21 protein-coding genes and 1 tRNA gene are annotated in these 23,464 nt (G+C 67.5%); 15 read left to right on the forward strand and 7 right to left on the reverse strand.

Annotated features, from left to right (window positions below; genetic code table 11):
* The first annotated feature begins 344 nt into the window (after positions 1-344).
* The 7 genes from Aple_RS24415 to Aple_RS24445 all read left to right on the forward strand — a co-directional run bounded on the left by Aple_RS24415 (position 345) and on the right by Aple_RS24445 (position 5,787).
* On the forward strand, positions 345-962 hold the full coding sequence (locus Aple_RS24415; protein ID WP_246264746.1) for a nucleoside triphosphate pyrophosphohydrolase: 618 nt from the start codon (positions 345-347) through the stop codon (positions 960-962).
* Positions 963-1,012: 50 nt separating this feature from the next.
* Positions 1,013-2,290 carry a phosphopyruvate hydratase gene (eno, locus tag Aple_RS24420; protein ID WP_155347023.1) on the forward strand — a complete coding sequence of 426 codons (1,278 nt, stop codon included), beginning with the start codon at positions 1,013-1,015 and terminating at the stop codon, positions 2,288-2,290.
* A 65-nt stretch (positions 2,291-2,355) separates the two neighbouring features.
* Positions 2,356-2,760 carry an FtsB family cell division protein gene (locus Aple_RS24425; RefSeq protein WP_155347126.1) on the forward strand — a complete coding sequence of 135 codons (405 nt, stop codon included), beginning with the start codon at positions 2,356-2,358 and terminating at the stop codon, positions 2,758-2,760.
* A 204-nt stretch (positions 2,761-2,964) separates the two neighbouring features.
* The gene (locus tag Aple_RS24430) at positions 2,965-3,459 is read left to right on the forward strand and encodes a DUF501 domain-containing protein (protein ID WP_174889870.1); all 495 of its coding nucleotides are present in this window, start codon (positions 2,965-2,967) and stop codon (positions 3,457-3,459) included.
* A 15-nt stretch (positions 3,460-3,474) separates the two neighbouring features.
* A complete protein-coding gene (locus Aple_RS24435) occupies positions 3,475-4,455 on the forward strand; it encodes a Ppx/GppA phosphatase family protein (RefSeq protein WP_155347025.1) in 981 nt (326 codons plus the stop codon).
* A gap of 67 nt (positions 4,456-4,522) precedes the next feature.
* Positions 4,523-4,849: a PadR family transcriptional regulator gene (locus tag Aple_RS24440; protein ID WP_155347026.1), complete on the forward strand. Its 327-nt coding sequence runs from the start codon at positions 4,523-4,525 to the stop codon at positions 4,847-4,849.
* The gene (locus Aple_RS24445) at positions 4,849-5,787 is read left to right on the forward strand and encodes an HAAS signaling domain-containing protein (protein ID WP_373869627.1); all 939 of its coding nucleotides are present in this window, start codon (positions 4,849-4,851) and stop codon (positions 5,785-5,787) included. The genes Aple_RS24440 and Aple_RS24445 overlap by 1 nt, the downstream gene beginning before the upstream one ends.
* On the opposite strand, the gene Aple_RS24450 is transcribed toward Aple_RS24445, so the two are convergent.
* The gene (locus Aple_RS24450; protein WP_246264747.1) at positions 5,762-6,967 is read right to left on the reverse strand and encodes a cytochrome P450 family protein; all 1,206 of its coding nucleotides are present in this window, start codon (positions 6,965-6,967) and stop codon (positions 5,762-5,764) included. The genes Aple_RS24445 and Aple_RS24450 overlap by 26 nt on opposite strands.
* Before the next feature lie 225 nt (positions 6,968-7,192).
* On the opposite strand from Aple_RS24450, the gene Aple_RS24455 reads away from it, so the two are divergent.
* Entirely contained in the window at positions 7,193-7,807 is a 615-nt protein-coding gene (locus Aple_RS24455) for a uracil-DNA glycosylase (RefSeq protein WP_281361608.1), read from the forward strand.
* On the opposite strand, the gene Aple_RS24460 is transcribed toward Aple_RS24455, so the two are convergent.
* Positions 7,804-8,814, reverse strand: coding sequence for a methyltransferase (locus tag Aple_RS24460; protein WP_155347029.1), 1,011 nt, complete (start codon positions 8,812-8,814; stop codon positions 7,804-7,806). The two genes, Aple_RS24455 and Aple_RS24460, sit on opposite strands and share 4 nt — an antisense overlap.
* Positions 8,815-9,323: 509 nt before the next feature.
* Here Aple_RS24460 and Aple_RS24465 point away from each other — a divergent pair.
* The 3 genes from Aple_RS24465 (at position 9,324) to Aple_RS54645 (ending at position 13,180) form a co-directional block, all read left to right on the forward strand.
* Positions 9,324-10,652 carry an NAD(P)/FAD-dependent oxidoreductase gene (locus tag Aple_RS24465; RefSeq protein ID WP_155347030.1) on the forward strand — a complete coding sequence of 443 codons (1,329 nt, stop codon included), beginning with the start codon at positions 9,324-9,326 and terminating at the stop codon, positions 10,650-10,652.
* A gap of 825 nt (positions 10,653-11,477) precedes the next feature.
* A tRNA-Leu gene (locus Aple_RS24470) sits at positions 11,478-11,550 on the forward strand.
* Between the two features lie 388 nt (positions 11,551-11,938).
* Positions 11,939-13,180: a trypsin-like serine peptidase gene (locus tag Aple_RS54645; protein ID WP_246264748.1), complete on the forward strand. Its 1,242-nt coding sequence runs from the start codon at positions 11,939-11,941 to the stop codon at positions 13,178-13,180.
* Between the two features lie 348 nt (positions 13,181-13,528).
* Here Aple_RS54645 and xynA read toward each other — a convergent pair whose 3' ends face one another.
* Positions 13,529-14,518, reverse strand: a complete 990-nt coding sequence (gene xynA, locus Aple_RS24480; protein ID WP_155347031.1) for an endo-1,4-beta-xylanase XynA — start codon at positions 14,516-14,518, stop codon at positions 13,529-13,531.
* Between the two features lie 684 nt (positions 14,519-15,202).
* On the opposite strand from xynA, the gene Aple_RS24485 reads away from it, so the two are divergent.
* The 3 genes from Aple_RS24485 (at position 15,203) to Aple_RS24495 (ending at position 16,891) form a co-directional block, all read left to right on the forward strand.
* Positions 15,203-15,991 carry a Bax inhibitor-1/YccA family protein gene (locus Aple_RS24485; RefSeq protein ID WP_170321651.1) on the forward strand — a complete coding sequence of 263 codons (789 nt, stop codon included), beginning with the start codon at positions 15,203-15,205 and terminating at the stop codon, positions 15,989-15,991.
* A gap of 193 nt (positions 15,992-16,184) precedes the next feature.
* Positions 16,185-16,412: a DUF4287 domain-containing protein gene (locus tag Aple_RS24490; protein ID WP_155342170.1), complete on the forward strand. Its 228-nt coding sequence runs from the start codon at positions 16,185-16,187 to the stop codon at positions 16,410-16,412.
* Between the two features lie 68 nt (positions 16,413-16,480).
* Entirely contained in the window at positions 16,481-16,891 is a 411-nt protein-coding gene (locus Aple_RS24495) for a PPOX class F420-dependent oxidoreductase (RefSeq protein ID WP_155347033.1), read from the forward strand.
* Between the two features lie 81 nt (positions 16,892-16,972).
* Here the strand turns inward: Aple_RS24495 and Aple_RS24500 are convergent, their stop codons facing one another.
* The 3 genes from Aple_RS24500 to Aple_RS24510 all read right to left on the reverse strand — a co-directional run bounded on the left by Aple_RS24500 (position 16,973) and on the right by Aple_RS24510 (position 20,658).
* Positions 16,973-18,190 (reverse strand): acetyl-CoA C-acetyltransferase, encoded by a 1,218-nt coding sequence (locus Aple_RS24500; RefSeq protein ID WP_155347034.1) that lies wholly within the window; start codon positions 18,188-18,190, stop codon positions 16,973-16,975.
* Positions 18,191-18,280: 90 nt separating this feature from the next.
* Entirely contained in the window at positions 18,281-19,630 is a 1,350-nt protein-coding gene (locus Aple_RS24505; RefSeq protein WP_155347035.1) for an outer membrane protein assembly factor BamB family protein, read from the reverse strand.
* A gap of 47 nt (positions 19,631-19,677) precedes the next feature.
* A complete protein-coding gene (locus Aple_RS24510) occupies positions 19,678-20,658 on the reverse strand; it encodes an SGNH/GDSL hydrolase family protein (protein ID WP_246264749.1) in 981 nt (326 codons plus the stop codon).
* A 128-nt stretch (positions 20,659-20,786) separates the two neighbouring features.
* Between Aple_RS24510 and Aple_RS24515 the strand changes: the two genes are divergently transcribed.
* Positions 20,787-22,157: a cystathionine beta-synthase gene (locus Aple_RS24515; protein WP_155347037.1), complete on the forward strand. Its 1,371-nt coding sequence runs from the start codon at positions 20,787-20,789 to the stop codon at positions 22,155-22,157.
* A gap of 107 nt (positions 22,158-22,264) precedes the next feature.
* Here Aple_RS24515 and Aple_RS24520 read toward each other — a convergent pair whose 3' ends face one another.
* Positions 22,265-23,425 (reverse strand): sensor histidine kinase, encoded by a 1,161-nt coding sequence (locus Aple_RS24520; RefSeq protein ID WP_246264750.1) that lies wholly within the window; start codon positions 23,423-23,425, stop codon positions 22,265-22,267.
* Between the last annotated feature and the right edge of the window lie 39 nt (positions 23,426-23,464).

Here is a 23,464-nt window from a genome sequence, read left to right on the forward strand (position 1 = left end):
GGTGGTCGTAGGGTGAAGGCATGCCGCTGATCATTGTCACTACCTCGCCTCGGGTCGCTCCCGGTCTGTTGAGTGAGCGTGCTTGGGAGGTGCTTCGGGCGGGGCGGGTGGTCACCGGGTCGGCTGAGCATCCTGTGTTGCCCTACCTTGAGGGCGTTCCCGTTGAGGTCCGTACGGATCCGGCTGGGGTTGCGGCCGAGAGTTGTGAGGGCACTCTGGTGTGGCTGGCCGCGCAAGATGGGGATGAGAGCTTCTTGCGGGCGGTTGGGCATGCGGCGTTGGCGTTGGCGGAGCCGCCGGAGATTGAGCTTGTGCCGGGGTCTTACGACCTTCCGGGCGCGCGAATGCTGGACATGGTCGCGGTGATGGATCGGTTGCGGCGGGAGTGCCCGTGGGACGGGAAGCAGACGCACGAGTCGCTGGTGCCGTACCTGCTGGAGGAAGCCTACGAAGTGCTGGAAACGATCGAAGCGGGGGATTACCCGGCGCTGCGTGAGGAGCTCGGGGATCTGCTGTTTCAGGTGGTCTTTCACGCGCGGGTCGCGCAGGAGCGGGCGGACGGGTTCGACATCGACGATGTCGCCGGAGGGATCGTGGACAAGCTGGTCCGGCGGCATCCGCATGTGTTCGCCGACGTGGAGGTCGCCGACGCGGACGAGGTCAACGCCAACTGGGAGGCGATCAAGAAGGCGGAGCGGGCCGCGAAGGGGAAGTCGTCGCCGCTGGACGGGGTGCCGATGGGGCAGCCCGCGCTGTCGCTGGTCGCGCAGTTGCTACGCCGGGGCGGAGATCATGCCGAGTTCACGCCGGAAGGGTCGGATCTGGGAAAGCGATTGTTCGCGCTCGTCCGGGAGGCGCAGGCGGCCGGTCTCGATCCGGAGGCGGAACTGCGGGCCGTCGCGAGGGCGTACAAGGCTCATGTCGTCTCAGTTGATGGACTAGATACCCGTATCGAGGAGTAGGTCTCGGTAGGCTCTCCTCGCAAACTGTCCTTCGATTCAAGGAGTGCTTCGTGGCTGCCATCGAGGCCGTACACGCACGCGAGATCCTCGATTCACGCGGTAACCCCACCGTCGAGGTCGAAGTCCTGCTGGAAGACGGCAGCACCGGCCGGGCCGCGGTGCCCAGTGGCGCGTCGACCGGCAAGTTCGAAGCGGTCGAGCTCCGTGACGGGGGCTCCCGCTACAACGGTAAAGGCGTCGAGCGGGCGGTGCTCGCGGTCACCGACGAGATCCAAGATGTGATCCTCGACATGGACGCCGAAGAGCAGCGCATCATCGACCAGACGATGATCGATCTGGACGGCACCGACAACAAGTCCAAGCTGGGTGCCAACGCCATTCTCGGCGTCTCCCTGGCCGTGGCGAAGGCCGCCGCCGCCAGCGCCGACCTGCAGCTGTTCCGCTACCTCGGCGGCCCCAACGCTCACCTGCTGCCGGTCCCGATGATGAACATTCTCAACGGCGGCGCCCACGCCGACTCCAACGTGGACATCCAGGAGTTCATGATCGCGCCGATCGGCGCCGAGACGTTCTCCGAGGCCGTCCGGATCGGCACCGAGACCTACCACGCGCTCAAGTCCGTGCTCAAGGAGAAGGGCTACGCCACCGGCCTCGGCGACGAGGGCGGCTTCGCCCCCAGCCTGCCCAGCAACCGGGACGCGCTCGACCTGATCCTGGTCGCCATCGAGAAGGCCGGCTACCGTCCCGGCGAGGACATCGCGCTCGCCCTGGACGTGGCCGCCTCCGAGTTCCACAAGGACGGCGTCTACACCATCGACGGCAAGGGCCTCAGCTCGGCCGAGCTGATCGCCTTCTACGAGGACCTGGTCAACAACTACCCGCTGGTCTCGATCGAGGACCCGCTGGACGAGTCGGACTGGGACGGCTGGAACGCGATGACCGTCTCGCTCGGCTCGCGCGTGCAGCTGGTCGGCGACGACCTGTTCGTCACCAACCCCGAGCGGCTGGCCCGCGGCATCAAGGAGGGCACCGCCAACGCCCTGCTCGTCAAGGTCAACCAGATCGGCACCCTGACCGAGACGCTGGACGCGGTCGAGCTGGCCCACCGCAGCGGCTACCGCTGCATGATGAGCCACCGCTCCGGCGAGACCGAGGACGTGACGATCGCCGACCTCGCGGTCGCCGTCAACTGCGGCCAGATCAAGACCGGCGCGCCCGCCCGCTCGGACCGCGTCGCCAAGTACAACCAGCTGCTCCGGATCGAAGAACTCCTCGACGACGCCGCCCGTTACGCGGGTCGCGCGGCGTTCCCGCGCTACCGCGGCTAGGTTTTGCGGTACGGCTTGCGCCCAATGAGAGGCGCAAGCCGTACCGAACCGGCTTTGGGAGTGTGATGGCCAAGCGTCCACAGCTGACCGGAAGGGCGGCGATCCTCGCGGTTGTCGTGTGCGCGATCGCGATGAGCCTGGCCTATCCGGTGCGCGAGTTCATCGCGCAGCGTCGGCAGATCGCCCAGTTGGAGCAGCAGCAGGCCAAAGCACTCGGGGACCTCAGGAAACTGGAAGAGCAGCGCAAACGCCTTGAGGATCCTGATTACGTGAAGCGCCAGGCCAAAGAGAAGCTGCACTTCTGCGAACCTGGCGCCAAGTGTTATGGCGTGCTGAACGACACCGGGAAGACGCAGGCGAAGGCCGGGAAGCAGGCCGAGGGCAAGGCGCCCTGGTATGTGGCGCTCTGGGAGTCCGTCGAGGCGGCCGACAAGGGCGAAGGCAAGAAGATCACGGCAACGCGGGATTGACGCCCGGCACTCCGGTTGTTCGTGAGTCAGAGCGCCTATCGGCTTGCTCGCCGTTATCCGGCGCCGTTCAGGTTCTCACCGCACCGGCGCCAAGAGCGGTTGCGGCATTCTGACCGGAGACCGGGCAGGCGCGCGGCAGAAGCTCCGGCGTCGATGGGCAACCCGCCCCGTGGCGTCGTTAGGTGTTCTCAGCGAGGGGGAACGATGGTTGATCAAGGCGACCTGGCCGCGGTGGAGCGGCAGTTGGGGCGACCACCCCGGGGGGTTCGCGCGGTCGCGCACAGGTGTCCGTGTGGGCTGCCGGATGTGGTGGAGACCTCGCCTCGGTTGCCCGATGGGTCGCCGTTTCCGACCTTGTTCTACCTGACCTGTCCTAAGGCGGCGTCGGCCATCGGGACGCTGGAGGCGTCCGGGTTGATGCGGGAGATGACGGCTCGGCTGGAGGATCCCGAGCTGGCGGCCGCCTATCGGGTCGCGCATGAGGACTATGTGGCTCGGCGGGACAAGGCGGCGGCTGAGGATGGGCTTGCGCCGCTGCCGCGGGATATGCAGACGGCCGGGGGTATGCCTGACCGGGTGAAGTGTTTGCATGCACTGGTCGGCCACGAACTGGCGGTGCCCGGAATCAACCCGTTCGGGCGGGAGGCTTTGGACCTGCTGCCCGACTGGTGGTCTGATGGGCCTTGCTGCGCGGACTAACCCTCGGAGGCATACATGAGTCGGGTGGCGGCCATCGACTGCGGGACGAACTCGGTTCGCTTGCTGATCACGGACATCAAGGGCGACACCCAGACCGACCTGGAACGGCGCATGGAGATCGTCCGGCTGGGTCAGGGCGTCGATCGCACCGGAATGCTCGCGCCTGACGCCCTGCAGCGTACGTTCGACGCGATGTGCGAATACCGCCGGCTGATCCGGCGGCACGCGGCTCCGCCCCTGGCCGGTCCGGTGGGGTTGTTCGTCCCGAGCGCCGGAGTGGCGACGACGGGCCTGCAGTGCGCCGACCTCATGCCGGTCCGCGTAGTCGCCACCTCGGCCACCCGGGACGCCACCAACCGCGCCGACTTCGTCGCTGGCGTACGCGAGATCTTCGGCGTGGACCCCGAGGTCATCACCGGCCATGAGGAAGCCGAACTCTCCTTCACCGGCGCCACCCGATCGCTCCCCGGCATCGAACCCCCCTATCTGGTCGTGGACATCGGCGGCGGTTCAACCGAATTCGTCCTCGGCGATACGTCCGTGGACGCGGCGCTCTCCGTGGATATCGGCTGTGTACGCCTCACCGAACGTCACACGGGACCTGACGGCCTGGACGTGGCCGGGGTCATCCGCGACGTCGAAGCGGCGCTGGCCCAGGTGGAACAAGTCGTCCCCATCCGCACCGCCAAGACCTTGATCGGCCTGGCGGGTTCCGTCACCACCGTCGCCGGAATGGCCCTCGACCTCCCCGAATACGACCCCGAGAAGATCCACCACGCCCGCATTCCCGCCGCCCAGGTCCACGAGATCGCCTCCCGGCTACCCCAGATGACCCACGAGCAGCGCGCCGCCATCCCTGTCATGCACCCCGGCCGGGTGGACGTCATCAGCACCGGCGCCACCATCCTCGACCAGATCATGCGCCACTACGACTTCCCTGACGTGGTCGTCAGCGAACACGACATCCTCGACGGAATCGCCTGGTCCATCGCATAACCCCTGGACGCGAGGGTGGGGAACAGCCACTTGCCGCTAGTGCGCATTGCGCAGTACTGTGCGGTGCGTGGATAGCAGTCAGCTTCTTAAGGGTGTGCTTGACGTGGCCGTGCTGGCGGTCCTTCATGAGCGCGACAGCTACGGCTACGACGTGGTCCGGCGGTTGCGTGAGGCGGGGTTGGAGGACGTGGGGGACGCGTCCGTTTATGGCACGCTTCGGCGGCTCTTCAAGGCGGGGGCGCTCACGTCGTATGTGGTGGCCTCGGATGAAGGGCCGCATCGGAAGTATTACGGGCTCAACAGCGTGGGACGGACCCAGTTGACCGAGTCCGCGGCCACGTGGACGGCTTTCGCCGCGACCATGAACGATCTGCTCAAGGAGGTGCACGCGTGATGAATCCGAACGAGTATGCGCAGGCCGTACGGGACGCGCTCGCCGACCTCCCGGCGGCGGATCTGGAGGAGCTCGTCGAGGATCTGGACGATCATCTGGCGGAGGTGGCGGCCGAGTCCGACGTACCGCTGGAGGAACGGCTCGGGTCGCCGGAGGCGTACGCGGCGGAGTTGCGGGCCGCCTACGGGGGCAGGCCCGAGGATCGGGTGCCGGTCCGGCCGGGTGTGCGCACGCGGGTGGGGTCCTGGGCGGCTGGGACGGTGGCGCGGGCGCACACGAGGGCGTCGCGGTTCCCGCCCTACCGGCAGGTATCGGGCTTCATGCCGGACTTACGCCCCGCTTGGTGGGTGCTGCGCGGTTACGCGCTCGGGCTGCTGCTGGTTTCGATTTCGACAGGTTCGACGCAGTTCGTGCCGGAGAGCATCGGCGCGTGGCTGTTCACGCTGGCCGCCATCTGGCTGTCGGTATGGATCGGGCGGCGGGCGCGGCAGGGCGGATGGGGGCGCACGCTGCTGGTCGCCGTCAACGTGTTCGCCGGGTTCTTGTTCGTGGGCGGCATGGTGGCCGTCGCCGAATGGAACGGCCAGAGCGAGTTCACCTCGTATGCGCCTGTGGTCCAGGTCGGGATAAGCGGGAGCGAGGTGTACAACATCTACCCGTACGCCAAGGATGGAACCCCGCTCCAGGATGTGCGCCTCTTCGACCAGGACGGCAGACCGATCACCTTAAATCCGGAAATGAACGGATATGTGATAGATCAGCGCTGTCTGGCTGGACCGGCGCCTCGCAACGAATACCCACTGCCGCTGCGGCGTGATCCTTACATCGTCGAATGGGACCTGAAGAGGCGCGTATCGGTGGTGCCCACACCGGAAGCGACCCCATGCGCGACGCCCGCCCCAACCCCGACTCCTACGCCTTCGCCTTCGGCTCGTTGAGGCGGACCGGCAACGAGAACAGCCCTCGCATGATCGCGCTCGGCCACCAGGTGAGCTGGTCAGGGTCGGTGGCCAGCGCGAGATCGGGGTAACGCCTGAGCAGGCTGCCGATGGCCACCTCACCCTCGATCTTGGCCAGGGCCGCGCCGATGCAGTAGTGCGGCCCCCGCCCGAACGCCAGATGCGGTACGCCGATCCGGCCCGGCGTGAACGCGTCCGGGTCGGGGAAGGCGGCCGGGTCGCGGTTGGCGGCCAGCAGGGAGATCAGGATCGGCTCGCCCGGGAGCATCTCCTGGCCGCCGATGACCACGGGTTCGGTGGGGAAACGCCAGGTCGCGTTCCGTACCGGGCCGTCGTAGCGGAGCATCTCGTCGATGACGTCCGGCAGCAGATCGGGGTCGGCCCGGACGGCGGCCAGCTGCTCCGGATGGCGAAGCAGCGCGAGCAGCCCGTTGCCGATCAGCGCGACCGTGGTCTCGTGCCCGGCGATCAGCAGCAGGAACGCGGTCGAGGTCAGCTCGTCGGGCGTGATGTCCGGCCGCCGTACCAGCTCGGTCAGCAGGTCGTCGCCGGGATGGGTACGTTTGCCCGCGACCAGGTCGGCCAGGAACAATTCCAGCGCGTCGGTGGCTTTGGTGATCTCCTCGACAGCCGAGGCGGCCGCGGAGTCGATCACCGAGGCGTGGTGGTGGAACGTGGCCCGATCCGCCTCCGGCACCCCCAGCAGATCGCAGATGATCGCGATCGGCAGCGGATACGCCAGGTCGGTGACGAGATCCACCTCGTCCTTGCCCGCCATCGCGGCCAGCAGCGTCTCCGTCACCTCCTGCGTGCGCTCCCGCAGCCCCGCGATCCGCCGCGGCGTGAACGCGGCGCTCACCAGCCGCCGCAACCGGGGATGATCGGGCTGGTCGGCGTTGAGCATGTGCCGCGCCAGCGACGGCCGGTGATCCAGCGGCAGCCCCAGACTCGCGGCCCGCCACTCCGGCGACCCCCGCTCCGGATCCTTGGCCAGCGCCGGATGGCTCAGCGCGACGGCCGCGTCCTCGTAGCGGGTCACCAGCCACGCCTCACAGCCCGGCAACGGCACCCGGGTCACCGGCGCGTTGCGCCGGAGCCAGTCATAGGCGGGGTACGGATCGGCGTCGAACGCGGGTCCGAACATCGGGGGGATAGCCACGCCGCCATTCCTACCCAACTCCTCCCGAAATGGATCACATGATCGCGTGGGAGGCTGGGTCGTATGAGTTGTGTACCTCCGGGGACCGGTTGGCCCGACGATCCCGCTTCGGCGGATACGCCGGTCGCGCGGGATGCGGCGGAGGTGGTGGAGCTCGCGGGTGGGAGCCGTACGCTGCGGGAATTGCTGGCTCGGGAGTCGGTTTGTCGGGCTTGTCCTCGGTTGGTGGCGTGGCGGGAGGAGGTCGCGGAGGTCAAGCGGCGGGCGTTCGCGGAGGAGACGTATTGGGGGCGGCCGATCGCGGGGTGGGGGGATGACGACCCTCGGGTGTTGATTGTCGGGCTTGCTCCGGCGGCTCATGGGGGGAATCGGACCGGGCGGATATTTACCGGGGATCGGAGCGGGGACTGGCTGTTTCGGGCGTTGTATCGGGTTGGGCTGGCCGTACAGGAGACGAGCACGCACGCCGGGGACGGGCAGCGGCTGATCGGCGCCCGGATGGTGGCGACGGTGCGCTGCGCGCCGCCGGCGAACAAGCCGACGCCGCAGGAGCGGGACGCGTGCGCGCCGTGGCTGCTGCGGGAGCTGGGGTTCACCCGGCCGAAGGTGATCGTCGCGCTGGGCGGGTTCGCGTGGCAGGCGATCTGGCCCGCGCTGGGTTCAGCTGGGTACGCGTTGCCCCGGCCCAGGCCCCGGTTCGGGCATGGGGTCGAGGTTCCGGTCGGGGACGCGGTGCTGCTCGGCTGCTACCACCCGAGCCAGCAGAACACGTTCACCGGCCGCGTCACGGCCGAGATGCTGGAAACGATCTTCAAGAGGGCCCTCGAACTGAGCGTCTAATCCGGCAGGAACTCGACGATGGAACGGGACCGGGCGGACGTGACCGCGCCACGGGCGAGGCCGGCAACGCGCGCGAGGTCGGTGAGCTTGTCGAGGCTTCGTTCTCGGCCGAGGACGTAGGCGAGCATGCGCAGGTCCATCTCGGTGCTGACAGACTCAGCGTGCTCGGTGCCGGTGTCTTCGATGACGATGACCTTGCCGTTGGGCCGTGCGGCGTGCGCGCAGTTCCGGAGAATACGGAGCGCGTCGTCATCGTCCCAGTCGTGGATCACCCTGGAGAGGATGTAGCCGCCCGCGCCGACCGGGAGCGGGTCGAAGAAGCTCCCGGTCTGGGTACGGCCGCGATCGGCGAGACCGGCCGCCGCCAAGGCCCGGGCGGCGGTGGCAGCCGGCGATGCGAGGTCGAGCACGGTTCCCCGCAGGGTGGGATGGGCGCGCAGCAAGGCGATCAGCAGCGACCCGTCGCCGCCGCCCACATCGACGACCTCGCCGAGGGCGGACCAGTCGTACGCGGCCGCGACCAATGGCGCTTCAGTGTTCAGCTGGCGGCCCATCAACGCGTCGAAGGACGCGTTCCTGCCGGGATGCTCGGCGAGGTCCTCCCAGAACCCGCGCCCGAAATGCCGGGGAAAGGCTGGCTCACCGGTGCGAACCGTGTGCAACAGCTCCACCACCGACATGTCGGCATGCCCGACGGCGCCCTCCAGATCGATCCACGCCCGAATGCCCTCCGGGTGATCGTCGCGCAGCCACTGCCCCGCATCGGTCAACGCGTAGGCGCCGTCCTCGTCGCGTCGCAGAAAGCCAGCGGTAACGAGGTGATCCAGCACTCGGACGAGCGGATCGGCCGCCACAGCGAGACGGGCGGCGAGCTCCGGCCCCGAGGTCACTCCGGCGGTGATCGCATCCGCGACCCGCAACGTCGCCGCCACCCGCACCGCCATCGGCGTGATCAGATCGGCCGCCGCCCACAGCGACCCACCCCACGCCTGCTCCTGCTCCGTCACCTCAGCCTCCCTTTGCCCGCGATGCACCTCCCGCGCATCAAGCCGGACATGCCGAACCTATCCAGTCGAAACCGAGCCCGGGAACACACCTTGCGCATCGAACTTGGCAGGGCGGTGAGACTCTGCCGGGCCACGCTGCCGGTCACATGCCCTTGCTCGCGCTGATGCACGGGGTGCTCGTCCGGACGCCTGCCCCCCGCGACGCGGCCAGTGGTTGACGGCACCGACGACGAGGGTCGGCCAGCAGTGGCGATGGAGGACGAGGGTCGGCCGGCTGGCGGCAACGGCATCCCGCATGATCGAGCGCGGCACTGAGCTTGTGAAGCGCTTCACAAGTGTGAAGTCCATCACGTCCCGAAATATCAGTCGATCTTCCCCCAGGAAACTCCAGGCCAGCGTTGCGTTTCCGGAAATGTCGCTTATGTTGCTCTCAGGGTCGATTGGTGTCGGCCTGGTGGGATGACGTAGGCTTGTGAATGCTTTCACAAGCAATCTGAAGGGCGCCTACGGTGAACCTCAAAGCCAAGCACATCCTCATTGTCGGTGGCGGATATGTCGGGATGTACACCGCCCTGCGCCTCCAGCGCACGCTGCGCCGCGAACTCCGCTCCGGCCAGGTGCGTGTCACCCTCATCGATCCGCAGTCGTACATGACCTATCAGCCGTTCCTCCCCGAGGCCGCCGCGGGGAACATCTCCCCGCGCCACGTCGTGGTCCCGCTCCGGCGGGTCCTGCGCGCGACCCGCATCCTCAACGGCCGCGTCTCCAAGGTCCACCACGACCACAAGAGCGTCACCTTCGAACCGGTCGCGGGCAATCCCCGCGAGATCGAGTACGACATCCTGGTCATGGCCGCCGGATCGATCTCCCGTACGCTCCCGATCCCCGGCCTGGCCGAGGCCGCCATCGGTTTCAAGACCATCGCCGAAGCGATCACCTTGCGCAACCGCGTGCTGGGCCTGCTCGACCGCGCCGAATCCAGCGACGACCCCGAAATCCGCCGCCGCGCGCTCACCTTCGTGGTGGTCGGCGGTGGTTTCGCCGGCATCGAGGCGCTCGCCGAGTTGGAGGACATGACCGAGGACGCGATCAAGTACTACCCGACCATCACGCGCGCGGACCTGCGCTGGGTGCTGATCGAGGCCAGCGACCGGATCCTGCCCGAGGTCGGGCCCGAGATGGGCGAGTGGACCGCACAGGAACTCCGCGGCCGCGGCATCGAGCTGAAGATGAACACCTTGCTGCAGTCCTGCGTCGGCGGCCTGGTCAAAACCTCCGACGGCGACGAATTCGAATCCGCCACCATCGTCTGGACGGCCGGGGTCAAACCCTCCGCCGTCGTCAACTCCGGCGATCTCCCCCTGGACGAGCGCGGCCGCATCATGACCACCACCCGCCTCACCGTCACCGGCGTCAAGGACGCCTTCTCCGCCGGCGACGTGGCCGGCGTCCCCGACGTCACCAAAGCCGGCGAATACTGCGCCCCCAACGCGCAACACGCCGTCCGCCAGGCCAAGGTCCTCGGCGACAACATCACCGCCCACCTGCGCGGCCGCCCCCTGCGCGTCTACCGTCACCGGTACGCGGGCTCGGTCGCCGGACTCGGCCTGTACCAGGGCGTCGCCAACGTGTACGGGGTAAAGCTTCGCGGATTCCCAGCGTGGTTCATGCACCGCACGTACCATCTGTCCAGGGTGCCGACGACGAACCGCAAGGTCCGCGTGCTGGTCGACTGGACACTGTCGCTGTTCTTCAAACGGGAGACCATCTCCCTGGGCGCGATCGAGAACCCACGCCAGGAGTTCAAAGCCGCAGCCGCCACCGACCAGAAACGCTAGCCCGGCACCCCAGGGCACGACCGACGGACCCCCTCCTCGGGCGTCGTGCACCATTTCGCACGCACGCGCGAGGGGGGCATACCGAATGGACAGGCGCCCACTCCCAACATGCGTTCCCCACGCACACACAAGAGCGGGCACCCACCAGACGACCTCCACGGCCGACCACAAGGCTCAGAGGCACCGACCGGCCATCCTCAGCGCATCCCGACACGCGACCTCCACAGCCGACCGCGAGCTCCCGAGGCGCCGACCGGCTGTTCTCAGCGCCTGTCGACACGCGACCTCTACGGCCGACCACGGGGCTTCGAGGCGCCAACCGGCCACTTCCAACGCGTGTCGACACGCGGCCGACCATCCTGCCCTCCCCGGCGTAGACATCAGGCCCGGCCACGCCGGGCAATCCGACCGGCCCAATCCAGGCGAACGAGATTCCCGGGGGTGCGCCGGTCCACTGTCCGCCGGTTTTCGATACCTTTTGACCGTGCATCGCCCTGACCGACCTGAGATCGTCCCGTGAACGAGCTGACCCCACCCCCTGCTCCCTCGCCTGGCACCCCCCACCGAGCGAGCCACCCGCATGCCCGCCCCCACCATCCCGGCGGCCATCCCCGAGGGCTTTCGTCCCTTTCGTGGCGGTTACTCACAGTTCACCATGACTGCTCTGAGACCCGCCGCCTCCACCACCCTCTCGCCCCCTCCCAAAACGGCATATTCCCCGACAGGGCAACGGATTCCCGCGCCCGACATGCTGTCTAGAAGGACGAGTTGCGGCGTAAAGTCTCACCAGTTACAGATGTGCGCTCCGTGACATATGATCGCGGCGCCCCCGTAGCCCAATGGCAGAGGCAAGCCCCTTAAAAGGGCTGTGTTGCGGGTTCGACTCCCGCCGGGGGCACTCTCCGTGACCACTTAGGCACAACCCGTGAACTGTGATTGCGGTGTCGGCTGCGGGGAGATCTCCCCGCAGCGGGCTTCCGCAACGGCTACCGCACCCGGGGGTGTGATACCTGGCTTCCTGGGCGAAGCCGCCTTGCTGAGAACCCCAACGCGGTGACCGCCGACCGGTCGACGTGATGTGCATCACACTCTTTGAGTGCTCGTGTTACACGAGTCCACCTTTTCGCTGGACGAGGCCATTGCAATGTTCGCCGCCCTGGGTCAAACCCCTATTTCCTACCAACTAACTTCCAAATGCGGCTGATGTGGAGTAAGTTCCCGGTGATCCCTTTCCTGACGTATGGGACGCATGAGGCGTTCCACGACAGACCAAGGAGTTTTCTCCCATGAAGCGCACCCTCGCCATCGGTGGAGTCGCGGCCGGACTGCTTGCCACCGCCCTCGTCACCACGCCGGCCTCGGCCGCCGGCGACGTCAAGGCCGTCCCGCTCGCCTCGACCGGCATCGCCGCCAAGAACATCGTCGCCTACTGGTACGCCAACAACGCCGCCAACCTGATCGGGGCCACGCCGTACAACGTGGAGACGAAGGTTGTCGCCAAGCACATCTCGACCGGTGGCCCGGCCGCGGACAGCAAGCCTGGCGTCGTCCCGGCGATCGGTGACGAGAAGAAGAGCACGGCCAAGTCCAAGAACGTCAACCTGCCCAAGACCTCGGGCAAGGTGTTCTTCCTCGGCACCGACGGAAAGCCGCACTGGGCCACCGCGACTTCGGTCCAGTCCACGTATCGCAACCTGGTCGCCACGGCCGGTCATGCGGTCTACGACACCGAGAGCAACGGCCAGACCCTCGACTACTGGGTCTTCATCCCTGGCTACTACCAGGGCAAGACCCCGTGGGGCATCTACGTCGGCAAGCAGGCCTTCACCCACTACGACTACGACGTCTACGAGGACGGCGACCGCGACTACGCGTTCGTCACCGTGTACAACGGCCTCAAGGCCCCGCACGACGGTGTCACCTCCGGCCGCGACAAGCCGAGCACCTGGTTCGCCAATGGCGGCAAGGGCTGGAACGAGATCGGCGGCTGGGTCGAGGTCAGCGAAGAGGTCTACAAGCAGTACCTGGGCGCCGACACCTTCATCGGCGACGTCGACAAGGTCAAGGTCGACGGCAAGTGGCACTACTTCGTCTGGAAGTTCGTTGACGCCGGCCGCCTGGGCGACAACGTCGGTGGGCAGGGTCTGGCCTACAACCAGAAGATCGGCAAGCCGGTCTTCGTGTTCGGCTACCCGAGCGGGTCGCACCCGGACGGGAACTACGCCTACTCCGGCAAGACCCTCAAGTGGAGCTACGGTAAGACCTTCGCGGCAAGCGCTTCGGCCATCAAGGCCGAGGAACTCCAGGGCGTCAAGTCCAGCTTCACCGGTGAGGGCGCGCTCGGCTCGTCCTGGCTGGTCGGGTACAAGAACACCCGCCGTCTCGGCTACCTGAACGGTGTGACCATCGGCGTCTCCGACACCGACGGCAACAACCGCTACGACACCTCGGTCTCCCCGTACTTCGACGGTGAGCTCTACGGCGTCTACAGCGCGGCCAAGAACCTCTGGTCCGGCTCCATCGCCTAACCCACCACACCAACCGAAGCCCCGGGCAACAACCGGGGCTTCGGCTCATCCGGTCCTGGACGGCGTTCTACGGCTGATCGGTCAGTACGGCCGCAGCAGTAGCGCCCTTGAGGTTCCCCTGCAGCACGGACACCTTCGGTGAGGTCACCCGATGGTGTCTGAGGGCCGGTAGAGGCCTTCGAACGTGACGGGGCTGCGCGACCGCATAGGCCGAGCGCTGTGCGAATACGCGCGCTTCTTCGTGATGGAGATTGAGACCCGCCGGGTCCACATCCTTATACGGTCGGCAAGACAGTGTGGCGCGGCGGACATGGGCCGCCGCGCCACAGGTGTTTTGGCTGCTCGGGGTCAGCTTGCGCTGCAGGAGACCGTTGGCCAGGTTGAGTTGCCGTTGCGCTGGATGGTGACGCCCCAGTTGTTGCCGTTGCCGTTGGGTCTGGCGGTCAGGACTTGGGCGCTGGGGTAGCTGGCGCTGATGTTCCAGGTGGCGATGATTTTCGCCGGGGAGGGCACGTTCATCGTTACGGTCCAGTTGCTTGAGCCGCTGACCGAGACGCTGAGGTTGTAGCGGTCGCTCCACTGCTGGCCCGCGGACAGCGATGCGGTGCAGCTGCCACCGCCGCCACCACCACCGCCGCCCCCACCGCCGCCGGAGCCGCCGATCGTGATGTTGGAGTTGCCGCTGCTTTGGTAGCCCTCTGTTGCGAGGATCATGTAGTCATGGCTGCCCAGGCTCATTCCCCTGCTGGCCCATGCGTCGAAGTGGTTGCCGCTGGTTATGGTTCCGCCGGTTTTCTTTGATTGCCGGACGCTCCAGTACTGCTGGAAAGTTCTGGTGCCTTCGATGGAGGGCGCGTTGGTTCGTGTCGTCTGGTAGATGTCGTACGTGCCGCCGTCGCTGGTGACAGTGCCCTTGAATGTTCCTGTGGGCCGATAAGTGCCCCAGTTGTCGACGATGTAGTACTCGATGAGTGGGTTTCTCGTCCAGCCGTAGAGGGTCAGGTATGCGTTGCCGGATGGGTTGAAGCTGCCGGAATAGGTCACGCTTCTGCGTCCGCCGGTGCTCCAGCCCTTGCCGGCGACGAAGTTCCCGGTGTTGCTCCATGAGGTGCTGTAATTGCCGCCGGATCCCAGTTCCATGGAGACCGTGCCCTGGCTGTCGGTCCAGAAGGAATAGAAGTAGCCGTTATTGGTGCCGGTCTGGTTTGTGGTGACGGCCGCGTGGGCGATGCCGGGCATCATCGTGACCAGGGCCAGCGCCGCGACCCAGGCGCCGCCGATGAGCAGCCTGGTGCGGCCGCGTCTGCGGCTCTTCGGGTGGGTGGGGGAGTCGTTCATGTGCGTGCTTCTCCTCGTGAAGGCCGGCCGGGGGAGGCCGGGCAGCGCGATACGACCCGACGGGAGCTGTCGGTGGACAGGGTGAGAGCCGCCGCGCGTCGGCGCCGTGCAACGCGGCGGAGGTGGCCGGTCGTCGTGCGGTCGACGGCCGGGGGACCAGGTCGGGGCGAGTGACCTGGATCGACAGTGGTTGAGGTCTGTCGATGGTGAAAGTGTGTGTCGACACCATCGAGCTGTCAACAACTTTCAGAAACATATCGGAAATTTGATCTTGATTGTGAATTCCCGGGAAAGATGTTTGGCCTGCTAAACGACCTCTCTTAGCTGATCAAGTGTGAAGTTGGTCGCTAGATGCCATCCAATACATGATCAAAGTACGGACAATACTGCCGAAAGTTGGATTGTATTACCGAAAGTTTCAGAGTTCTCGGACCACGCGATGCCGACGGCACGGTTTGGTCGGGACCGCCGCATGGCCTGCCTCCTACGCGGGGCAGGCCATGACCCGCGGCAGGGTCACGAATCCCCGCCGAACTGCTCCGCACCCTCGTCGAAGAATCGCCGGGAACTTCGCCGGGGGTTGGCGCGTTGGGCGATGTGGTGTAGTGGCTGCTCTTGCGGGAGTCCCGTTCACAAGGGAGCATGGCACTACGCTGATCATGTAGCCCGCTTCGTGGAGGAATGGTGGAGAGCAGGAACCCGATATTTAGTCGGCGGGGGAGCGTCGGCCAGCAGGGCTGGTCGGGGCCCGCGCCGAGCCCTCAGCAGCTGAACGAGATGTACAACGCGCCGTCGTACGCGCCGCCGACGATTTCGCGGACCATGACGATGGACGACGTCGTCATGAAGGGCTTCATCGTCCTTGGGGTGATTCTCGCTACGGCCGGCACTTCCTGGTACCTGAACTGGGGGATCGGGATCGGGGTCGGGGCCGCGCTGGTGGCCCTCGTGCTCGGACTGATCGTTTCCTTCACCCAGCGGCCGAATCCGGCGCTGGTGCTGGGTTACGCGGCCTTCGAGGGCGTGTTCCTCGGGGTGATCAGTAACTTCTTCGAGGCCCGCTACCCTGGGATCGTGTTGCAGGCCGTCATCGGCACGATGATGGCTTTCCTCGGCACCCTCGCGGTCTACTCGCTGAAGATCTTCCGGCCGACGCCGAAGTTCACCAAGTTCGTGATCGGCGCCGCGATCGCCGCGCTCGGCCTGATCCTGGTGAATGTCATCGCGAGTTTCTTCGTGGACGGCGGGCTCGGGCTGCGGTCCGGTGGGCCGCTGGCGATCGCGTTCAGCGTCGGCATGATCCTTCTGGGCTGCTTCTTCCTGCTGCTCGACTTCGACCAGATCAACGAGGGCGTGCGGGCCGGGGTGCCGGAGAAGTTCTCCTGGCTGATGGCCTTTGGCCTGGCGCTCAGCCTGGTCTGGATCTACCTGGAGGTCCTGCGGCTGCTGAGCTACTTCAGCGGCGACGACTGATCGTCGCGGCGTAAGCCGTACCAGAACAGGCGCCTTCCGGGAGTCCCGGGGGGCGTCTTGTTTTTAGGTCAAGAGATACCCACGGCAACGAATGATCAACATCTCGTAACGAATGGATGTCTAATGGGGTCTTGTCAAGCCCCGATGAGTGAGGCAGTGTCAACCAAAAGGAGCCTTACCCGTGGAGGTGCCCATGTCGTTGAACCACTCACCGGAGACACAGACAAAGCTGATCGCGCGCGTCCCATCCATTACCGGTCGCGAACTCCCAGAGTGGTTTCAAGCCATCGACAACGGCCCGGCTTTCCTGCGCTGCGACGAGCGCGCCAACTGGCTCGCGGATGAGCACGGGCTGACCCACGGCTACGCTGCCGCCATCGTGCTGGAGCACGAGCGCCGGCGCCGCGGCCACTTCTTCTAGAAACACCTGCTTCGCGCCCGTGCCGTCCGCCGGTGCGGGCGCTTGATCGTTCAAGCATGATGGACGGCATGGATGCAGCGAAAGCTCTCGAATTCGTCCGCGCCAACCATCGTGCGGTCATGATGACCTGGCACGCGGATGGCCGTCCGCAGATGTCGCCGGTGACGGTGGGTGTCGACGCCGAAGGACACGTGGTGATCAGCACCCGCGAGACCGCCGTCAAGACACGAAATGTCCGGAAAAATCCGCAGGTGTTCCTGACGGTGATGAGCGATCAGTTCTACGGCCCGTGGGTGCAGATCGAGGGGACCGCCGACGTCCTGTCCCTGCCGGATGCCATGGAGCCCCTGGTTACCTACTACCGGGACATCAGCGGCGAACACCCCGACTGGGACGATTATCGGGCCGCCATGGAGCGGGACCGGCGTGTCCTGATCCGGGTACGGATCACCAAAGCCGGTCCCGACTTCCAAGGCTGAGCACAACAAGCTGGGCAAAGCTCCTGAGCAGGGCCAATTGACCAGGTCAGCGGCCAACCGAGCCGGGCTGGTCGAGCAGGGTCAGCTGAGGCGCTCCAGGATCATGGCCATGCCCTGCCCGCCGCCCACGCACATGGTCTCCAGGCCGATCGCCTTGTCGTGGAACTGCAGGCTGTTGATCAGCGTCGAGGTGATCCGCGCCCCGGTCATCCCGAACGGATGCCCCACCGCGATCGCGCCGCCGTTCACGTTCAGCCGGTCCAGGTCGATCCCGAGCTCCTGGTAGGACGGGATGACCTGGGCCGCGAACGCCTCGTTGATCTCGACCAGGTCGACGTCCCCGATGGCCATCCCGGCCCGCGCCAGCGCCCGCCGGGAAGCCTCCACCGGCCCAAGACCCATGATCTCCGGCGACAGACCGGTCACCCCGGTCGAAACCACCCGGGCCAGCGGCGTGATGCCCAGCTCCGCGGCCTTGGTGTCGCTCATCACGACCACGGCCGCCGCGCCGTCGTTGAGCGGGCAGCAGTTGCCCGCGGTGACCGTGCCGTCCGGCCGGAACACCGGCTTCAGCTGGGACACCGCCTCATACGTGGTGCCCGCACGCGGCCCGTCGTCCTTGCTGACCACGGTCCCGTCGGGCAGCGTCGCCGGGGTGATGTCCCGCTCCCAGAACCCGTTGGCCAGCGCCTTCTCGGCCAGATTCTGGGACCGCACCCCGAATTCGTCCTGTTCCTTGCGGGACACCGACCGGAGCGAGGCCACGTTCTCCGCGGTCTGCCCCATCGCGATGTAGACATCGGGCAGCAGCCCGTCCTCCCGCGGATCGTGCCACACCCCGGCCCCACCCGCGGCGGCCGCGTCGGTACGGCCCTTCGCATCCAGGAACACGCTGTTCATGGCGTCCGGCAGGTCGGCCGCCCCATTGCCGTACCGGGACACACACTCGACCCCGGCCGACACGAAGATGTCGCCCTCTCCGGCTTTGATCGCGTGGAAGGCCATCCGCGTGGTCTGCAACGACGACGAGCAGTAGCGCTGGACGGTCGTCCCCGCCACGCCGTCCAGCCCGAGCTGCACCGCGACCACCCGTGCGATGTTGAACCCCTGCTCCCCGGCCGGCTGGCCGCAGCCCACCATGATGTCGTCGATCGTGGCCGGATCAAGTTGCGGGACCTTCGCCAGCGCGGCGCCGATCATCTGTACGGTCAGGTCGTCCGGACGGATGTCCTTGAGCGACCCCTTGAAGGCGCGGCCGATCGGCGAGCGCGCGGTCGCGACGATGACTGCCTCGGGCATGTGGCTCTCCTGGGGTTGTGCGGCTGGGCTCCTCTCGGAGGTTACCGCGCAGTACTAAGGAAGCCACACCCGGCCCAGAACTTTGTACGGTCACCCGTACATGCCCGGAGCCGTCGCCGCCTCGTCCTTGATCGCGTGCAGCGCGCCCTTCTCGTCCCGCCACAGCCGCCACCCGCCCTGGCTCCCGGTGAACCACGACGGCGGCGCGTCGGCGCCCGCCACCCGCTTGCCGGTCGCCAGATCGAATTCGCACAGCGCCGCGATCGAGTAGAACCCGGGCGTGACGTTCCCGGCCAGCTTCAACGGCTGCGGATCGGTGACGCAGAACGACCACGCCTTGAGACCCTTCACCTCGGCCTTCTGGCCGCTCGCCAGGTCGTACGCCGCGCTCGGGGTGTTGTGCTGGAGGAAGCCCAGCTTGTCCATCCTCGGGGGAAACGCCAGCCACCACCCGGACCCGGGCACCTGGGTCGCGGTGATCTGCCCGAGCACCCGCCCGCTCTCCCCGTCCAACCGGGCGAACCCGCCATACTGCCCTTGCTGGTCGACCGGCCGCACCACCGGCGCGTACGCCGGATTGCCGCTCGGATACACCCGCACCACGGACGGCCGCATCCAGTCCACCATCCCGTCGGACAGCCGCACCGAGAACAGCCCGAACGTGGACGTCTTCTTGCTCCGCTGATTCGTATAGGGCGCGACGTACCCCACCAGCTTGTCCCCGGTGGCCCCGAACGCCCACCCACCGGACAGATCGATGCCCTCACCCAGCGCCTGCTCGATCGGCAGCTGCCACTGCGCCTTGCCGCTCTTCAGCTCGTAGGCCTCCAGCACCGGATTGGCCGCCAGCCGCAGCACCACGACCCGGTTCTGATCCGACCACTCGACCTCGGCGATCCCGGGCAGCCGCCACAGCATCTTCCCGGTCTGCGGATCCAGCACCACCATCCGCGCCTGCGCCAGCGCCGTGTGCTCCGACAGGCACAGGTAGGGCCCGCACCGCTGCGGCCCGAACGTCGAGTGGACCGGCCGGCTCCACTTCTGCTGCCCGGTCTTCGCGTCCCGCACCGACAGCGTCGCGTTCCATTTGCCCGGTTTGGTGGGATCGACGGCCGCCACCACGGCGCGACCCGGGCCGGTCTCCACGGTCGCGGGCGTCTGCACCCCCATCCCGGGCAGCCGCCCCGCCATCGTGGCCGGATAGGCCCACAACTTCTTGCCGCTGGCCAGATCGAGCGCCACCGTCTCCAGCGTTCCGTCCGGGCGCATCGAGGTGGTCGCCGCCACCCCCGCCCCGGTCGACACCCGGCTGACCACGTTCACCTGGGTGTTCTGCCAGGCCGGGAAGGCGGAGGCCGCGTCGCTGCCGGAGCACGCCACTAGTGCTCCGTTGGCCAGCAGCGCGAGCGCGAGGGCAGTGGGGGCAGTGGGCCGGGTCATTTCACTCCTCCAGGGGGTGACGGCCCGGACGCGGGGAGTGACCGGACCTAGGTGCTGCCGGGCATCGGCCCGTGCCTCCGGCGGAGCAGGATCGCCCACCGTCCGTGGGGACCGACCGCTCGGCCGGCGACGCGGGTCGCCGTGACCTCGGTGCCGGGTTCCTCCACGGCCATCGCCGCCAGAAGGTATTGCGAGCCTTCGACGCGCTCGGGTTCCGGTTCTGGCCACAACCCCAACGCGGCGCATACAGACGGTAGCACCGTGTAAGCGGCCTGTAGGTAGCCTCGGTCAGATGGATGGAATCGATCGGGTCCGAACATTTCTGCCGGGTATGTCATGAATTCCGGTCCGAGCAGGTCGGCGAAGGCCACCGTGCGCCCGCCCGCCTCGACCACGGCCACGGTTTGCGCGGCCGCGAGCTGCCGGCTCCACCGCCGGGTCACCCACCGCAATGGCTGCGCGATCGGCCGCACCGTCCCCAGATCCGGACATGTCCCGACAACGACCTCGCATCCCTCATCTTTTAGCCGCCGCACCGCTTTCTGCAGATGGCGTACGGCCTGAGCCGGTGGCGTCTGCGTGGTCACGTCATTGGCCCCGACGAAGATCACCGCAACCTCCGGGTGAGCCTGGAGCGCCCGGTCGACCTGCACGGCCAGGTCGGCGGAGGCGGCGCCGGACTGCCCGGCCACGGTCAGCTGGACCGGGCGTTCCGCCACGGCGGCCAGGCCGTTGGCGATGCTCACGCCCGGGGTGTGGGCCGGGATGGTCGTGCCCAGGCCGACCGAGGTGGAGTCGCCCAGCATCGCCATCCGGATAGGCTGGCCAGGGAAGTCGGCGCCGTACAGGCCGTCGGACGGCGGGCCGTCCAGGCCGTGGGGCTGGCCGACGATCCGGCGGGCCAGCAGGGCTTCGGCGAAAAGCAGGCCGTAGGCGGCGGCGCCCAGCGCGGTAAGGCCACCACCGCCGACCACGGCCGCGGTGGCGATGCGGCGCGCGGCTCTGACCGCTCCCGGAGTCCAGATCACACCAGCCTCCCCCATATACGGTGTGAGACAGAAACTAGCCGAGTCCTGGCCACCCCCTCGGGACCCCGGCTACCGGCAGGCTGACAAAGCTTCGGCAAAAGGCTCCAGTACAAAAGGTGGTTCTCGCGGTGCGCGTACACGATTCGCTGATCGAGCTGATGGGCAATACCCCGCTCGTACGGCTGCGCAAGGTTGCGGCGGGCGCTCCCGCCCAGGTTCTGGCCAAGGTGGAGTATTTCAACCCCGGTGGCTCGGTGAAGGACCGCATCGCGGTGCGGATGGTGGAGGCGGCCGAGAAGAGCGGCGCGCTCGTTCCCGGCGGCACGATTGTCGAGCCTACCTCGGGGAACACCGGGGTCGGGCTGGCCATCGTGGCGCAGGAGCGTGGCTACAAGTGCCTGTTCGTCTGCCCGGACAAGGTGGCTCAGGACAAGATCGCGGTCCTCCGGGCGTACGGGGCGGAGGTCGTGGTGTGCCCGACGGCGGTGTCGCCCGATCACCCGGATTCGTACTATTCGGTGTCGGATCGGCTGGCGCGGGATGTGCCGAACGCGTGGAAGCCGGATCAGTACTCGAATCCGGAGAATCCGGCCAGCCACTACCATTCGACCGGGCCTGAGCTGTGGGAGCAGACCGACGGGCGGATCACGCATTTCGTCGCGGGCATCGGGACCGGCGGGACGATCAGCGGGACCGGGCGGTTCCTCAAGGAGGTGTCCGGCGGGCGGGTTAAGGTGATCGGGGCCGATCCGGAAGGGTCGGTCTATTCGGGGGGAACCGGGCGGCCTTACCTGGTGGAAGGCGTCGGGGAGGACATCTGGCCGGCCACCTACGACACCACCATCTGCGACGAGATCATCGCCGTCTCGGACAAGGACTCGTTCGGCATGACCCGGCGGCTGGCCCGCGAGGAGGCCCTGCTGGTGGGCGGGTCGTGCGGGATGGCCGTGGTGGCCGCACTGCGGGTGGCCGAGCGGGCCGGGCCCGACGACATCGTGGTGGTGCTGCTGCCGGACAGCGGCCGCGGCTACCTGTCCAAGATCTTCAACGACGAGTGGATGGCCGACTACGGCTTCCTGTCCACCGCCGACGACGAGGGCATGGTCCGCGACGTCCTCAGCCGCAAAACCGGCGTCCTCCCCGAATTCGTCCACGTGCACCCGCACGAATCGGTCGGTACGGCTATCGCGATCATGCGCGAGTACAGCGTCTCGCAGCTCCCCGTCATGAAGGAGGAACCCCCGGTCATGGCCGCCGAAGTGGTCGGCTCCATCGTCGAACGCGACCTCCTGGACGGCCTCTACCGCGGCAAAGTCCGCGCCGAGGACCCCCTGGGCGACCACATGTCCGCCCCCCTCCCCATGATCGGCTCCGGCGAACCAGTAGCCCGCGCAGTAGACGCCCTAGAAAAAGCCGACGCCGCCGTAGTCCTAGACGACGGCAAACCCATCGGCCTCCTCACCCGCCAAGACCTCCTAACCTTCCTCGCGTCCCACTGAGACCAAAAACACCTGGCGGAGTGCCGCTCTTGGCGCCGGGTCGGCGAGAAGCGTCCACCGGCGTGAACGGCGCCGGATAACGGCGAGCGACCCGGCGAACTGGTCGCTCACTTTCCTCGTGACGCGCTGACGGCTGGGAACTCGGCGACGACTTCCCAGCCGTTCTCCCTAGTAGGACCGGCGGTCAACTGGCCGCCCAGGGCCTGGACGCGTTCGACCATGCCGACCAGGCCGAACCCTCCCCCCAGCCGGGTCAGCCGCGGGTCGCCGGGGGAGCCCACGTTTCGCACCCGGAGCCGTACCAGATCGGGGGGCGCGCTCAGGGCGGCCTCCACCCAGGCCGCGCCGGGGGCGTGGCGGCGGACGTTGGTGAGTGACTCCTGGAGCACGCGATGCAGCGTCGTCATCACCTCCGGCGGGAGCGCCAGGTCGGTGACCCCGTGGCCGATGTCGAAGCTCGCCCGCGGGCCCTGAGCGGCGAACCGCTCCACCAGGATCCGCAGGTCGGCGAGATCGACCCCCGCACTGCGCGAGGCCTGCTCGTCGGCGCGTAACACCCCGACCAGGCGGCGCATCGAGGTCAGCGCCTCACCCCCGGCGGTCGCGATGGCGTCCAGAGCGGGCAGCACCGTCTCCGGCCGCTGCTCGCCGACGGCCCTGGCCGCCTGCGCCTGGACCACGATGCCGGTGATGTGATGGGCCACCAGATCGTGCAGCTCACGGGCCAGATCCAGCCGCTCGGACCGGCGCACCGCCTCCACGGCCGCCTCCCGCCGATGCTGCTGCAGCCGCAGATAGGCCCCGGTCACCGCGCCGACCGCCCAGCCGACAAAGAACAGGACCTCGAACACACCCCCCGGCATGCCGCCGCCCACCCGCAGTCCGGCCGACAGCTGCAGCGTGATCAGGGCCGCGCCGGCGAGCACGACGGCACCTCTCAGCGGCCGCACCCACCGCAACACGCTGATCGTGAGCACCATCAACGCCCCGGCCTCTGCCATGCCCGGCACCGGAAGATCGTCCATCGCCGCGGCGGCGAGGGTGAGCACCAGCGACACCACGACCAGCGTCACCATCGAGCCCACCCGGAACCGGCTGCGCGCCAGCACGGCCACCAGCCCCGTCAGACCACCCACCGGAATCAGAAAGGCCGACGCTTGCCCCTGCGACACCGACAACGCGGTTTCGAGCAGCAGAATCATCCCCAGCAGCCCCAGCAGGGCGAACTCGCTGAGCCGCTGGATCCAGTTGACGAAACCTTCACCCACGCTGGCCGAGCCTAGAACCCCCCACCGACAAACCGCATC

The organism is Acrocarpospora pleiomorpha, assembly GCF_009687885.1.
Classification (GTDB): domain Bacteria; phylum Actinomycetota; class Actinomycetes; order Streptosporangiales; family Streptosporangiaceae; genus Acrocarpospora; species Acrocarpospora pleiomorpha.

Bases quoted from the DNA above. Each gene is read 5' to 3' on its own strand.
- xynA (WP_155347031.1), bottom strand. From the start codon at position 14,518: ATGAACGACTCCCCCACCCACCCGAAGAGCCGCAGACGCGGCCGCACC.
- Aple_RS24490 (WP_155342170.1), top strand. From the start codon at position 16,185: ATGTCGTTGAACCACTCACCGGAGACACAGACAAAGCTGATCGCGCGC.
- Aple_RS24495 (WP_155347033.1), top strand. From the start codon at position 16,481: ATGGATGCAGCGAAAGCTCTCGAATTCGTCCGCGCCAACCATCGTGCG.
- Aple_RS24500 (WP_155347034.1), bottom strand. From the start codon at position 18,190: ATGCCCGAGGCAGTCATCGTCGCGACCGCGCGCTCGCCGATCGGCCGC.
- Aple_RS24425 (WP_155347126.1), top strand. From the start codon at position 2,356: ATGGCCAAGCGTCCACAGCTGACCGGAAGGGCGGCGATCCTCGCGGTT.
- Aple_RS24445 (WP_373869627.1), top strand. From the start codon at position 4,849: ATGAATCCGAACGAGTATGCGCAGGCCGTACGGGACGCGCTCGCCGAC.
- Aple_RS24435 (WP_155347025.1), top strand. From the start codon at position 3,475: ATGAGTCGGGTGGCGGCCATCGACTGCGGGACGAACTCGGTTCGCTTG.
- Aple_RS24505 (WP_155347035.1), bottom strand. From the start codon at position 19,630: ATGACCCGGCCCACTGCCCCCACTGCCCTCGCGCTCGCGCTGCTGGCC.
- Aple_RS24415 (WP_246264746.1), top strand. From the start codon at position 345: ATGCTGGACATGGTCGCGGTGATGGATCGGTTGCGGCGGGAGTGCCCG.
- Aple_RS24430 (WP_174889870.1), top strand. From the start codon at position 2,965: ATGGTTGATCAAGGCGACCTGGCCGCGGTGGAGCGGCAGTTGGGGCGA.
- Aple_RS54645 (WP_246264748.1), top strand. From the start codon at position 11,939: ATGAAGCGCACCCTCGCCATCGGTGGAGTCGCGGCCGGACTGCTTGCC.